Origin of the sequence: Jannaschia maritima (assembly GCF_030973515.1) — a bacterium.
GTDB lineage: Bacteria > Pseudomonadota > Alphaproteobacteria > Rhodobacterales > Rhodobacteraceae > Jannaschia > Jannaschia maritima.
On record NZ_JARGZA010000004.1, the window covers coordinates 83,617 to 96,229 of the forward strand.

Consider the following 12,613-nt stretch of genomic DNA (forward strand, 5'->3'; position numbering starts at 1 on the left):
GAGGGTTCCGTGACGGTGCGGATGCCCGTCCGGCCCGACCCATCGAACGGGCCTGCCGCATTTTAAGCGAATGTGGCGATTGATCTTACCGTCATTTTCACGATCCCCGCTGCATCGTCGCGGCTGCGGGTCGCCCCTTGGCCCCGCCGGGCGATTCGCGCCCGTACCGGATGAACGGACCCGCCCCCGACCGGGCGCGCGTCGCCTGCAAGGACGAGACACGCCGCCATGAGCGCAAGCCCCGCCCTCGACACGGATCCGGCGCCCCTGGAGGCGATCACCATCTCGCGCGACGTGCAGGAGTTCGACCTGCTGATCGACGACATGGATGCCGAGGTCGGCGAGGGCTGGGGCGACCTGACCCTGGCGGAGGCGGCGACGTTCCTGACCCAACAGGACGCAGCGGACCTGAAGTTCGTGGTGGTCGCCGTCGACGAGGCCGACGAGGGCGAGCTGCCCGCCATCACCGCCGTCGTGCGGCAGGCGAAGAAGCTGGGGCTGCAGGTCGTGCTGGTGGCCGACGGCCTTGGCCCCCTGGTGATGCACGAGCTCCTGCGCGCGGGCACGGACGATTTCGCCCCCTATCCCCTGCCCGAAGGCGCGCTGGCGGAGGCCGTGGCCCGCGTTCGCGCGCCGCGCACGGACAAGGCTGCCGAGCTTCGCGCCGCGGCGCAGGAGGCTGCCCCCGCCCCGGCCCCGATCCCGGCGGCGGCCCCCGCCACGGGGGGCGGCGCGGACGGGGCGCCCCTGATCCTGGCCTTCCAGAGCATCGCGGGCGGCGCGGGCGCGTCCACGATCGCCACGAACGTCGCGCACGAGATCGCGGAGGCCACGGGCACGGACGGCCCGTCGATCTGCGTGCTGGACCTGGGCCTGCAATTCGGATCGGTCGCGACCTACATGGACCTGCCGCGCCGCGAGAGCATCATCGAGATCCTCGCCGACACGGCGGCCATAGACGAGCAGGCGTTCCGCCAGGCCCTGCAGACGGTGGACGACCGCATCCACGTCTTCACCGCCCCCGACGAGCTGCTGCCCCTGGACATGATCGGGCCGGACGACGTGTCCGCCCTGATCGACCTGGCCGGGCAGTGCTTCGACGTGGTGATCGTGGACATGCCCGGTACGCTGACGCAATGGACCGACACGGTGATCGACGCGGCGCGCCACTTCCACGTGGTGCTGACGCCGGAGGTGCGGGCCGCGCAGAACGCCCTGCGCCTCGTCCGCCTGATGCAGGCGGAGGAGCTGTCGCTGGACCGGATCACCTGGGTCGCCAACCGCGTCGTCGGACGTGCCGAGCTGGCGGGCAAAGGTCGGATCGAGCGCATGGCCGAGAGCCTGGGCATCGCCATAGACGTGGTCCTGCCCGACGGGGGCGCGCATGTCACGGATGCGAACGACCAGGCCGTTCCCGTCGCGGGGGTCGCCGCGCGCAACCCCTTCCGCCGCGAGGTCGCGGCCTTCGCCGCGCGCCTGCTGAAGGACGCGCCGGCGGCGAAGGAATCGAAGCCCAAGCGCCGGGGCTTCGCGTTCCTCGGCCTCAAGTTCGGTTAGACGACCGGGGGATCCAGCCATGTTCCAACGCTACAAGAAGCCCGCGGGCGCCAAGCCCGTCGCTGCCCGGCCCGCCCCGGCGGAGGCCCCGACCGACGAGCCTGCCGCCGAGCCCGCGGCGGCGGCGGCGGCCGCGCCCATGCGCCGGACGGCCGCCCCGGAGCGGCCGCCCCGCGGGCGGTCGGCCAAGGTCGCGGCGGAGGCCACGCCGGAGGACGGGCGCCTGAAGCGGCGCGAACGGATCGAGCATCTGAAGACCGAGATGCATCACCGCCTGCTGGACAACCTGAACCTGGGCGCCATCGAGAAGGCCGACCCCGCCGCCCTTCGCGCCGAGATCGTGGCCATCACGTCCGACGAGCTGGCCGAGATGGGCGTGATCCTGGGCAAAGAGGACCGCCAGACCCTGAACGCCGAACTGTTCGACGAGGTCATGGGCCTGGGACCGCTGGAGCCGCTGCTGAAGGACGAGACGGTCAACGACATCCTGGTGAACGGTCCGCACAACATCTTCATCGAGCGGGCGGGCAAGCTGGAGAAGTCGGAGATCCGGTTCAAGGACGAGCGTCACCTCCTGCGGATCATCGACAAGATCGTGTCCGCCGTTGGCCGCCGCGTGGACGAATCCAACCCCTATGTCGACGCGCGCCTGAAGGACGGAAGCCGGTTCAACGCGATGGTGCCGCCCGTCGCCGTCGACGGCAGTCTGGTGTCGATCCGGAAGTTCAAGAAGGAGAAGCTGGGCGTCGACGACCTGGTCACCTTCGGCGCCTTCACCGAGGCGATGGCGGCCTACCTGCAGGCCGCGGTCGCGTGCCGGCTGAACGTCGTCGTGTCGGGGGGCACGGGATCGGGGAAGACGACGACGCTGAACGCGCTGTCGTCCTTCATCGGCCGCAAGGAGCGCGTGCTGACCATCGAGGACACGGCCGAGCTGCAGCTGCAGCAGGACCATGTCGGCCGCATGGAGAGCCGCCCCCCCAACGTCGAGGGCAAGGGCGCGGTCACGCAGCGCGACTGCCTGAAGAACGCGCTGCGGATGCGTCCCGACCGCATCATCGTGGGCGAGACCCGCGGCGAGGAGGTGATCGACATGCTCCAGGCGATGAACACGGGCCATGACGGGTCGATGACCACGATCCACGCCAACAACGCCCGCGACGCGGTCAGCCGGCTGGAGAACATGATCGCCATGGCGGGCATCGAGATGCCGCTGAAGGCCACGCGCAACCAGATCGCGTCCGCCGTGAACCTGATCGTGCAGGCCAGCCGCCTGCAGGACGGATCGCGCCGCATGACGTCCATCACGGAGGTCACGGGCATGGAGGGCGAGGTCATCACCCTGCAGGAGGTGTTCCGCTACGAGCGCACGGGCCTGGAAACGGACGGCACGATCATCGGCCACTTCACCGCGACCGGCGTGCGCAGTCATTACGCGGACCGGTTCAAGGCGTGGGGCTACGACCTGCCGTCCTCGATCTACGACCCGACGACGGGGGGCTGAGCGATGCAGCTTTCGATCGAACCGCTGATCTATCTGGGCATCTTCGCCGGGATTTATCTGATGATCGGCGGCATCTACATGCTGGTCTTCGGGCAGTCGATCAAGCTGAACAAGCGCGTCAACCGGCGCCTGGGCCTGATCGAGAAGGGCGGCAGCCGCGACGAGGTGATGGCGCAGCTCCGCAAGGAGATGTCGCAGCACGAGGGCGGACGCAGCGTGCCCCTGTTCGCGGCGCTGGCCGACAAGGCGCAGAAGGCGAACCTGGCCTTCACGCCCGGCATGCTGATCGGCCTGATGGCCGGCCTGACGGCGGTGACCTTCGCGGCCCTGACCGTGCTGTCCAGCGCGGGCCTGCCGCTGCGGATCGCCGTGTCGATCGCGTTCGGCATCGGCGCGGTCTTCTTCTGGGTGAACGGGGCGGCCAAGAAGCGCCTGGCCCTGCTGGAGGAGCAGCTGCCCGACGCGATCGAGCTGATCGTCCGGTCGCTGCGTGTCGGGCACCCCCTGTCGTCGTCCATCGGCATCGTCGCCAAGGAGATCGCCGACCCGCTGGGATCGGAGATGGGATTCATCGCCGACGAGGCGGCCTATGGGCGCGACGTGTCCGACAGCCTGCGGTCGCTGGCCGAACGCACGGGGCTGCAGGACCTGCGCTTTCTGGCGGTGGCCGTGGGCATCCAGCAGAAGTCGGGCGGCAACCTGGCCGAGATCCTCGAAGGCCTGAGCAAGGTGGTGCGCGCCCGGTTCAAGCTGTTCCGCAAGGTCAAGGCCATCACGGCGGAAGCGCGCTGGTCCGGCCTGTTCCTTTCGGCCTTCCCCGTCCTGGCGCTGGTCGGCATCAACGTGATGGAGCCGGACTACTATTCGGACGTGAAGGACAGCGCGTTCTTCCTGCCCGCCGCGGGGGTGGTGTTCGTGTTCCTTGTCGTGAACGTCGTGTTCATGCGCATAATGGTCAACATCAAGGTCTGAGGGGGACGTCGATGGACGCCGTGCTGTCGCTGATCGAAGCGTATCTGGGCCCCGACGGCCTGATCTGGGTCGCGGGGGGCGCGGGCGCGCTGCTGGTCGTGCTGGCGCTGCCGATGCTGCTGCGCAAGCCCGCCGACCCGATGGCGCGGGTCCGGGCGGAGCGGGCCAAGACGTCCGGCGGCGCTGCGGCGGGCCTGGAGCGCCTGTCCCGCCACGGCGCCACCAACGCCTTGCTGGAGAAGTACGCCGCCATCCTGGAGCCCGAGGACGAGGCGGCCCTGTCCTCCACCCGCGCAATGCTGCTGCGGGCGGGCTACGCGCATCGCGACGCGGTCCGCACCCTGACCGCCGCGCAGCTGATCCTCGGGCTGGGGCTGCTGGCGCTGGGCGTGCTCTACGTCCTCGTGCTAGGCACGGAGCTGAGCCCGGAGATGATGGGCCTTTATGCCGTGGGCCCCGGCGTGGCGGGATACTATGCGCCGAAATACTGGTTGAAGAAGCGCGTCGCCGCCCGGCAGGAGGAGATCCAGGACGGGTTTCCGGACGCGCTCGACCTGCTTTTGGTCTGCGTGGAGGCGGGGCAGTCGCTGGACCAGGCGATCGTGCGCATGGCCCGCGAGATCGAGCCGTCCTATCCCGCACTGGCGCAGGAGTTCCTGTTGGTCAGCCAGGAGATGAAGGCTGGTAAGGACAAGGGCGACGTCCTGCGCGCGATGGCGGACCGCTGCGACCTGCAGGACATCACGTCCTTCGTCACCGTGCTGATCCAGTCCCAGGCCTTCGGCACCTCCGTGGCCGAGGCCCTGCGGATCTATGCCGCCGAGATGCGCGACAAGCGCGTCATGCGCGCGGAGGAGAAGGCCAACGTCCTGCCCACGAAGCTGACCGTGGGGACCATGATGTTCTGCGTGCCCCCCCTGCTGATCATTTTGATCGGACCGTCCATACACGGCATCGCGACGTCGTTGGGCGGATCGGGGGCCTTCTGACGGTGCGGCCCGGGGGGATCGCCGTCGCCGTCGCCGTCCTTCTCTGCGCCTGCGCGGGCGACGGGGGGGATCCCGGCGGGGACCCGCTGCGGGCGCCCGGCCCGGCGGACGGGTCGTCCGTCGATCCCTTGATTGTGGGCGACCGCCTGCTGGCCGCGGGCGAGGCGGAGGCCGCGATGGAAAGCTATGTCCGGGCAGCCGCCCTGCGCGGTCCCACGCCGGAGGTGCGCCGCGCCATCGCGGGCGCGAACCTGCGTCTGGGCCGCCTCGGCCTGGCCGAGCGCGACCTGCGCGCGCTGGTTCGCGCGGATCCGGACGACCCGCGGGCCTGGAACGATCTGGGCGTCGTGCAGATGGAACGGGGCGAGATCCCGCAGGCGCGACAGTCGTTCCGCCGCGCCTTCGCGCTTGACCCCCGCGACGACCCGTTCGGCGACAACCTGCGCCTTTCGCTGTCCCGGCTGGATCGCCTGCGCTATGACGGGGATCAAAGGGACGCCTTCACCCTGACCCGGCGCGATGACGGCACGTTCCGCATCGCGCCCCGGTCGGTCGAATGAAGAGGGCGCGGGCAGTGAAGGAAGGATGTCGGGTCATGCGCCAATCGGTGTTGTCGGGCGTGGCGCTGGTCGTGGCCCTGTCGCTGGCGGGCTGCGACCGGGGGGGATCCTCCGTTGCGGACGATCCCGCGCTGCAGGATATGCTGCTGGCGAACGCGCCGCCCGAACGCGCCGTGCGGACGTTCCGCGAGCGCGTCGCCGCCTCCCCCGAGGCGCTGGAGCCGCGCCGCGGCCTGGCGCAGTCGCTGATCCGCGCGGGCCGCACGCCCGAAGCCCTGCTGGCCTGGGAGGACGTGGTGGAGCACCCCGACTCCACGGATGCCGACCGCGTCGAGTATGCCGGGGCCCTGGTGCGCGAAGCGCGGTGGGCGGACGCGAAGGCCACGCTGGACGCGATCCCGCCGACGCATCGCACCTTCGACCGCTATCGGCTGGAAGCGATCGTGGCCGACAGCAGCCAGGACTGGGACCGCGCCGACAGCTTCTACGACACGGCGCTGGGGCTGACGACGGAACCCGCGGGCGTGCTGAACAACTGGGGCTTCTCGAAGCTGACGCGCGGCGACGTGGAGGCGGCGGAGCGGCTGTTCACCCGCGCCATCACCGAGGACGACGACCTGTTCACGGCGAAGAACAACCTCGTCCTGGCCCGCGCGACGCGGCGCAACTACGCCCTGCCCGGCCTGCGGGCCAGCGCGGAGGAACGCGCGCAACTGATGCACACGGCCGCCCTGGCCGCGATCCGGCAAGGCGACGTCGACATCGCGCGCAACCTGCTGGAACAGGCGATCGATACCCATCCCCGCCACTTCGAGCCGGCCGTCCGCACCCTGCGGTCGCTGCGGGGCTGACATGGATCTGGCGCTGCCACCGGTGCAGGGGCTGGTCTTCGGGCTGGCCAGCCTGCCAATCTGCCTGTGGGTCGCCTGGACCGACCTGTCGGCGCTGAAGATCCGCAACTCCGCCGTGCTGTCCTTGTTGGCCGTGTTCGCGGCGGGGGGGCTGGTCCTGATCGGGCCGAACGCGGATCTGGCCTGGCGGATCGTCCCGTTCGCCGCCGTCCTGGTGATCGGGTTCGCGCTGACGGCGGGGGGCGTCATGGGGGCGGGCGACGCCAAGTTCGCCGCCGCGATGGCCCCTTTCGTGGCCCCCGGCGATGCGGGCGCAATGGTCGCGATCCTGTGCGTCTGGCTGGTCGCGTCCTTCGCCGTCCATCGGGCCGCGCGCGCGGTGCCGGCCGTGCGGGGCCTGGCGTCCGGATGGGACAGCTTCGCCCCCGGCCCCGCCTTTCCCATGGGCGTGCCGCTGGCGGGCGCGCACGTCACCTATCTGCTGCTGGCGGCCGGTAACGGAATCTGAAGGCCCGGGCGGCCAGATGGCTCCACCCGATGGAGCCCCGCCCATGAACGTCCGCGCCGATCCCAGCCTGTCCGAGCGCGTCGCGCCCCCCGCGCCGCCCCGGACGCTGGAGGATACCGGCCTGTCCCCCGTGATCCTGCGGGAGGTCATGCTGAAGACCATGTTCCGCAAGTCCGTCGAAACGGTGCGCGAAGTCGGGGGCGCCATCCACCTGCCCATCCCCCTGACGCAGGAGCTGATCGACCAGTGCCGCGGGCAGGGCCTGGTCCAGGCCACCGGCACGCTGCACGCCGGATCGTCCGGCGAGATGGGGTTCGAACTGACCGAGGCGGGCACCGCGCGCGCCACCGCAGCCCTGGGCCAGTCGGAATACTACGGCGCGATGCCCGTCCCGCTGGAAGCCTACAAGCTGCAGGTCAAGTCGCAGTCGATCCGCGATATCACCATCACCCGCGACCGGCTGACCCGCGCCATGGGCCACCTGATCCTGCCCCCCGACCTGCTGGGGCAGCTGGGACCCGCCGTCAGCAGCGGGCGGTCGATCCTGATGTACGGTCCGCCGGGCAACGGCAAGTCGTCCATCGCGGAAGGCATCCGTGCCGCCCTGGGCGACCACATCTGGATCCCCCGCGCGGTCGAGTATGCGGGCCAGGTCATCACCGTGTACGACCCCATCGTCCACCAGGCGATCCCCCGGCGAGACGACGACGGCGGCCTGCGCCGCGGCGGCATCCGCGTGGACGAACGCTATATCCTGTGCCGCCGGCCCACGGTGATGACGGGGGGCGAGTTGACGCTTTCGATGCTGGACCTGAACTACAACGCGGTCGCCCGGACCTATCAGGCGTCGTTGCAGCTGAAGTCGACCGGCGGCGTCTTCATCGTCGACGACCTGGGCCGTCAGGAGGAGGCGCCTCAGAAGCTGATCAACCGCTGGATCGTCCCAATGGAGATGGGCTACGACATCCTGTCCCTGCAATCGGGCGAGAAGTTCGAGGTGCCCTTCGACACGCTGGTCGTGTTCTCGACCAACTTCCATCCGAACGCGATCTTCGACGTGGCCGCGTTGCGGCGGATCTTCTTCAAGGTGCTGATCGACGGCCCGTCGCAGGCGGACTTCCTAAAGATCTTCGCGCTAATCGCCAAGAAGAAGAAGGTCAAGCTGAACGAGCGTGCGCTGATCCACCTGGTCAAGCGTAAGTACCCGACGATCGAGAACGTCTATTCCTCCTATCACGCGCCGTTCCTCCTCGATCAGATAACCGCGATCTGCGACTTCGAACAGCTTCCCTACGAACTGACGCCCGAACTGATCGACAGGGCCTGGGCGAACCTGTTCGTGAAGGAGGCCGACTTCGATCACTGACCGACGTCCCCGTGTGACGCAGGCGCCGCACTCGCCCGGCCTCCCGCCCGCCGCGCCCCATTCCTGCCACATTCCGCGGAGAGTCCTGATCGCAATCAAAAAGACGAGCAGGCAGATATGGACAGGCAATCGACGCGGTCTCGGACCGCGCTTCTATCCTTGTTGGCGGGCAGCGTGAGCCTAGCGGTCTGGGCAAGTGTGGCCCTGGCGGACCGGCTGGAACGGGTCACGGTCAGCGCCGATGCACTGATGGAACAGACGGCGCGCGGAGAGTTGCGGGAAGCCCTCGAGGGCGCGTGCGCCGTGACCGGGTGCGACGCGCGGGCCCTGACGGCGATCCATACCGCAGGCATCGCCGCGATGTCGAACACGGAACTACGGTCGGCGACCGAGGCCGCATCGGACATCGCAGCAAACAGCGCGGAGACCCTGCGCGCCTATCTTCGCGCCGTCACGAACGGCAATGTCCCCGCCCCGGGGGTCCACCGCCGCCTGTCGGCGCAAGCCGCAGCCGACGCGGCGTTGGCACGGTTCCACAGATCCGAACTGGCTGCGCGCGGGCGGGAGAGCTGAACTCGCCCGCGGCCGGAGCGGCGCTAGCTGGCGGGGCATGGAATTGCCCCCCGCCCTGGCGAACTGGCTGGCGCGTCGCCACTGGTCCCTGCACCCCCATCAGGCCGAGATGCTGGAGCGCGCGGGCGAGCCGTCGCTCCTGCTGATCGCGCCGACGGGGGGCGGCAAGACCCTGGCGGGCTTTCTGCCGACGCTGACCGACATAACCGAGAACGGGCACGAAGGGCTGCACACGCTCTACATCAGCCCGCTCAAGGCACTCGCGAACGACATCAAGCGCAACCTGTCCACCCCCATCGAGGAGGCGGGCCTGCCCATCCGGGTGGACGACCGCACGGGCGATACGTCGCAGACCCGGCGCAAGCGGCAGCGCGCGGACCCGCCCCATATCCTGCTGACGACGCCAGAAAGCCTGGCGTTGATGATCAGCTATCCGGACGCGGCGCGGACGTTCCGGGGCCTGCGACGGGTGGTGGTGGACGAGATCCACGCCCTGGCCGAGAACAAGCGCGGCGATCAGCTGATGCTGGCCTTGTCGCGGCTGCAGACCCTCGCCCCCGACCTGCGCCGGGTGGGTCTGTCGGCCACCGTGGACGACCCGGCGGTGATCGCGCACTACCTGGCCCGACATCCCGATCCCTGCCCCATCCTGCATGCCGATCCCGGACCCGCCCCCGACATCGCCATGCTGCCCACCCGCGACCCGCCGCCCTGGGCGGGTGCGGGCGGGCGATACGCCATCCCCGACGTGCTGGACCAGGTGCGCCGCCACAAGACCACGCTGATCTTCCACAACACCCGCGCCCAGGCGGAGATCTTCTTCCACAACCTGTGGCTCGCCAACGAGGACGACCTGCCCATCGGCATCCACCACGGGGCCCTGTCGCGCGAGGCGCGGCTGCGGGTGGAACAGGCGATGGTCGCGGGCGAACTGAAGGCCATCGTCGCCACCGGGTCGCTGGATCTGGGCATCGACTGGGGCGACGTGGACCTGGTGATCCAGGTCGGCGCGCCCAAGAAGGTGAAGCAGCTCGTCCAGCGGATCGGGCGCGCGAACCACCGGTACAACGCGCCTTCGAAGGCCCGGCTGATCCCGGCCAACCGGTTCGAGGTCGTGGAATGCGTGGCGGCGTTGGAGGCCGTGGCGGCGGGCGAACTGGACGGCGATCTGCGCCTGGACGGCCCCCGCGACGTCCTGTGCCAGCACATCGCCATATGCGCCTGCGCGGCCGACTTCTCCGCCGACGACCTGTACGCGGAGGTAAAGACCGTCGGTCCCTATTCCGCCCTGACGCGGCCGCAGTTCGACGAATGTCTGACCTTCGTGGCGACGGGGGGCTATGCCCTTCGCGCCTACGACCGCTATCAGCGGCTGAAGGAGCGGTCCCCGGGCATCTGGGGTCTGCGCGATCCCCGATCGGCGCGGCAGATCCGCATGAACCTGGGCACGATCATCGACACCGACACGCTGAAGGTCCGGTTCAAGGGACGGGGCGGCTTTCCGTTGGGCGAGATCGAGGAGGGGTTCGCCAACACCCTGGTCAGCGGCGACACGTTCCTGATGGGCGGCCAGGTCGTGCGGTTCGAGAACATGCGCGAGATGACCGTGGAGGTCAGCCCCAACCCCAACAAGGAACCGCGCATCGCCACCTTCATCGGCTACAAGTGGACGACGTCCGTGCAGTTGGCGGACCGCATCCAGCGCATCCTGCACGAGGGCGACTTCAGCGCGTTCCCGGCCCATACGCGCGACTGGCTAGACCTGCAGAACCGGTACAGCCGCATGCCCGAGCCCGGCCGCCTGCTGATCGAGCAGTTCCCGCGCGACGGGCGCAACCACATCGCCATCTACGGCTTCGCGGGGCGCAATGCGCACCAGACCCTGTCATTGCTGATCACCAAGCGGATGGAGGAGGCGGGCCTGGACCCCCTGACCTTCGTATGCACCGACTACGCCGCGCTCATCACGGGGCTCCGGCGCGTGCCCGACGTGGCCGCCTTCATGCAGCACGACGGGGTCCACGCCGCGCTGGAATCCTGGCTGGCAGGTAACGCGGTGATGAAGCGGACCTTCCGCTCGGCCGCGATCATCGCCGGGCTGATCGAGCGCAACTTCCCCGGCAAGCGGTCGTCCGGCCGCCAGGCGACGTTCAGCAGCGACATCCTCTACGACACGCTGCACCGCTACGACCCGGACCACTTGATGTTGAAGATCACGGAGGAGGAGGCGATGCGCGGGCATATCGACTTCGGCCGGGTCGAACTGCTTCTGGAAACGGTGGGCGACCGCATCGATCAGCTCGACCTCGACCGCGTCACGCCCCTGGCCGCGCCCCTGTTCCTGGAACGTGGGATCGTACCGATCAAGGGCCGCGCGGAGAGCCGGCTGATCGAGGAGGAGGCGGCGAAGCTTCTGGCCGAGGCGGGGCTGGAGCCCGGGTGACGTTGCCGCCCCCCGACCGAGCGCCCTTGCACAGCGTAAGGACCCGTGATTCTGAATCGGTCATGGGAACGCGGATCACGTTCGAGTTTGCGGGTCAGGTGCTGACGGCGATGCCGTCGGGCGCGCTGTGGTGGCCGGATCGGAGCCTGCTATGCGTGTCCGACATGCACCTGGGCAAGTCGGAGCGCATCGCGCGGCGCGGCGGGACGCTTCTGCCGCCCTACGAGGTCGTGGACACGCTGACCCGGTTGCAGGACGACATCGCGCTGACGGATCCCGCCCGCGTCGTCAGTCTGGGTGACACGTTCGACGACATGGACGCCGCCGAGGCCCTGGCGCCGGGGTTCCGTGACTGGATTGCGCGATTGATGGGCGGGCGCGACTGGACCTGGATCACGGGCAATCACGACCCTGCCCCCACCGGATTGGGCGGCCACGCGGCCGACGGATTGGAATGCGGACCGCTGCGCTTCCGTCACATCGCCACGCCGGACGGCATCGGCGAGGTGTCGGGCCACTACCATCCGAAGGCCGCCCTGCGCGTCCGAGGTCGCGCGATCTCCCGGCCCTGCTTCCTGCGCGACGGGAGGCGGCTGATCCTGCCGGCCTACGGCACCTATACCGGCGGTCTCCGATCGCGGGACCGCACCCTGGCCGAGTTGATGGCGCCTGGCGCGCGCGCGGTCCTGACGGGCAGTCCGATGGTCGAGATACCGATGCCTCGATGAGGGCCGGCGCCGTTCTGCTGATCCTCGCGCTCCTGTCGGGATGCGCGAAGGTCGCCGCCCCCTTCCTGCCCGCCTATCGCGACACGTCCGTCCCCATCGCGTCGAAAGCGGACTTCGACCTGGGGCGCTTCGCGGGCCGCTGGCACGAGGTGGCGAAGTTTCCCGTGCCGTTCCAGACCGGCTGCGCGGGCGCGGTCGCCGACTACTCCCCCGCCGGGCCCGGCCAGGTCGCCGTGCGCAACACGTGCCTGGATCCGGATGGTCGGGCCCTGCGGGCGATCACGGGCCGCGCGCGCGTGACGGGGCCGGGACGCCTGGACGTGGCGCTGTCGGGCGTCCCGGGGGCCGCGCCGCTCTGGGTGTTGTGGACGGACGCGGATTATCGCGTCGCGGTGCTGGGCCAGCCGGACGGTCGCGCCGGCTGGATCGTGTCGCGCGATCCGACCCTGCGTCCCGATCTGATGGAGGCGGCACGCGAGGTGCTGGCCTTCAACGGCTATGACATCGCCCGTCTCGTCCGATCTGGCAAAAAGTAAGTTTCGTGTCGTTCGAACGGGTTAAT

Annotated in this window: 12 protein-coding genes; all 12 read left to right on the forward strand. The window is 69.7% G+C overall.

All coding sequences use genetic code 11. The annotated features are described in order from the left end of the window. The first annotated feature begins 228 nt into the window (after positions 1 to 228). The 12 genes from P0084_RS04705 to P0084_RS04760 all read left to right on the forward strand — a co-directional run bounded on the left by P0084_RS04705 (position 229) and on the right by P0084_RS04760 (position 12,587). Positions 229 to 1,557: an AAA family ATPase gene (locus P0084_RS04705; RefSeq protein ID WP_308915652.1), complete on the forward strand. Its 1,329-nt coding sequence runs from the start codon at positions 229 to 231 to the stop codon at positions 1,555 to 1,557. A 19-nt stretch (positions 1,558 to 1,576) separates the two neighbouring features. Beyond that, complete coding sequence (locus P0084_RS04710; RefSeq protein ID WP_308915653.1) at positions 1,577 to 3,061, forward strand: CpaF family protein; 1,485 nt, start codon at positions 1,577 to 1,579, stop codon at positions 3,059 to 3,061. A gap of 3 nt (positions 3,062 to 3,064) precedes the next feature. Beyond that, positions 3,065 to 4,033, forward strand: coding sequence for a type II secretion system F family protein (locus tag P0084_RS04715; protein WP_308915654.1), 969 nt, complete (start codon positions 3,065 to 3,067; stop codon positions 4,031 to 4,033). An 11-nt stretch (positions 4,034 to 4,044) separates the two neighbouring features. Then, positions 4,045 to 5,022: a type II secretion system F family protein gene (locus P0084_RS04720; protein WP_308915655.1), complete on the forward strand. Its 978-nt coding sequence runs from the start codon at positions 4,045 to 4,047 to the stop codon at positions 5,020 to 5,022. Between the two features lie 2 nt (positions 5,023 to 5,024). After that, positions 5,025 to 5,582 carry a tetratricopeptide repeat protein gene (locus tag P0084_RS04725; RefSeq protein WP_308915656.1) on the forward strand — a complete coding sequence of 186 codons (558 nt, stop codon included), beginning with the start codon at positions 5,025 to 5,027 and terminating at the stop codon, positions 5,580 to 5,582. Positions 5,583 to 5,617: 35 nt separating this feature from the next. Then, a complete protein-coding gene (locus P0084_RS04730) occupies positions 5,618 to 6,433 on the forward strand; it encodes a tetratricopeptide repeat protein (protein WP_308915657.1) in 816 nt (271 codons plus the stop codon). 1 nt (position 6,434) lies between these two features. Next, positions 6,435 to 6,941 carry a prepilin peptidase gene (locus P0084_RS04735; RefSeq protein ID WP_308915658.1) on the forward strand — a complete coding sequence of 169 codons (507 nt, stop codon included), beginning with the start codon at positions 6,435 to 6,437 and terminating at the stop codon, positions 6,939 to 6,941. 43 nt (positions 6,942 to 6,984) lie between these two features. After that, entirely contained in the window at positions 6,985 to 8,307 is a 1,323-nt protein-coding gene (locus tag P0084_RS04740) for an ATPase (protein WP_308915659.1), read from the forward strand. A gap of 174 nt (positions 8,308 to 8,481) precedes the next feature. Next, positions 8,482 to 8,880 carry a hypothetical protein gene (locus P0084_RS04745; RefSeq protein WP_308915660.1) on the forward strand — a complete coding sequence of 133 codons (399 nt, stop codon included), beginning with the start codon at positions 8,482 to 8,484 and terminating at the stop codon, positions 8,878 to 8,880. 37 nt (positions 8,881 to 8,917) lie between these two features. Further along, a complete protein-coding gene (locus tag P0084_RS04750; RefSeq protein ID WP_308915661.1) occupies positions 8,918 to 11,323 on the forward strand; it encodes a ligase-associated DNA damage response DEXH box helicase in 2,406 nt (801 codons plus the stop codon). Between the two features lie 62 nt (positions 11,324 to 11,385). Beyond that, the gene (pdeM, locus tag P0084_RS04755) at positions 11,386 to 12,051 is read left to right on the forward strand and encodes a ligase-associated DNA damage response endonuclease PdeM (RefSeq protein ID WP_308915662.1); all 666 of its coding nucleotides are present in this window, start codon (positions 11,386 to 11,388) and stop codon (positions 12,049 to 12,051) included. Then, positions 12,048 to 12,587, forward strand: a complete 540-nt coding sequence (locus P0084_RS04760; protein ID WP_308915663.1) for a lipocalin family protein — start codon at positions 12,048 to 12,050, stop codon at positions 12,585 to 12,587. The genes pdeM and P0084_RS04760 overlap by 4 nt, the downstream gene beginning before the upstream one ends. Positions 12,588 to 12,613: the final 26 nt, after the last annotated feature.

What these genes read in the sequence shown, in the direction of transcription:
- P0084_RS04730 (WP_308915657.1), top strand. Translation starts at nt 5,618, where the DNA reads ATGCGCCAATCGGTGTTGTCGGGCGTGGCGCTGGTCGTGGCCCTGTCG.
- P0084_RS04705 (WP_308915652.1), top strand. Translation starts at nt 229, where the DNA reads ATGAGCGCAAGCCCCGCCCTCGACACGGATCCGGCGCCCCTGGAGGCG.
- P0084_RS04735 (WP_308915658.1), top strand. Translation starts at nt 6,435, where the DNA reads ATGGATCTGGCGCTGCCACCGGTGCAGGGGCTGGTCTTCGGGCTGGCC.
- P0084_RS04750 (WP_308915661.1), top strand. Translation starts at nt 8,918, where the DNA reads ATGGAATTGCCCCCCGCCCTGGCGAACTGGCTGGCGCGTCGCCACTGG.
- P0084_RS04740 (WP_308915659.1), top strand. Translation starts at nt 6,985, where the DNA reads ATGAACGTCCGCGCCGATCCCAGCCTGTCCGAGCGCGTCGCGCCCCCC.
- P0084_RS04720 (WP_308915655.1), top strand. Translation starts at nt 4,045, where the DNA reads ATGGACGCCGTGCTGTCGCTGATCGAAGCGTATCTGGGCCCCGACGGC.
- P0084_RS04760 (WP_308915663.1), top strand. Translation starts at nt 12,048, where the DNA reads ATGAGGGCCGGCGCCGTTCTGCTGATCCTCGCGCTCCTGTCGGGATGC.
- P0084_RS04710 (WP_308915653.1), top strand. Translation starts at nt 1,577, where the DNA reads ATGTTCCAACGCTACAAGAAGCCCGCGGGCGCCAAGCCCGTCGCTGCC.
- pdeM (WP_308915662.1), top strand. Translation starts at nt 11,386, where the DNA reads ATGGGAACGCGGATCACGTTCGAGTTTGCGGGTCAGGTGCTGACGGCG.
- P0084_RS04715 (WP_308915654.1), top strand. Translation starts at nt 3,065, where the DNA reads ATGCAGCTTTCGATCGAACCGCTGATCTATCTGGGCATCTTCGCCGGG.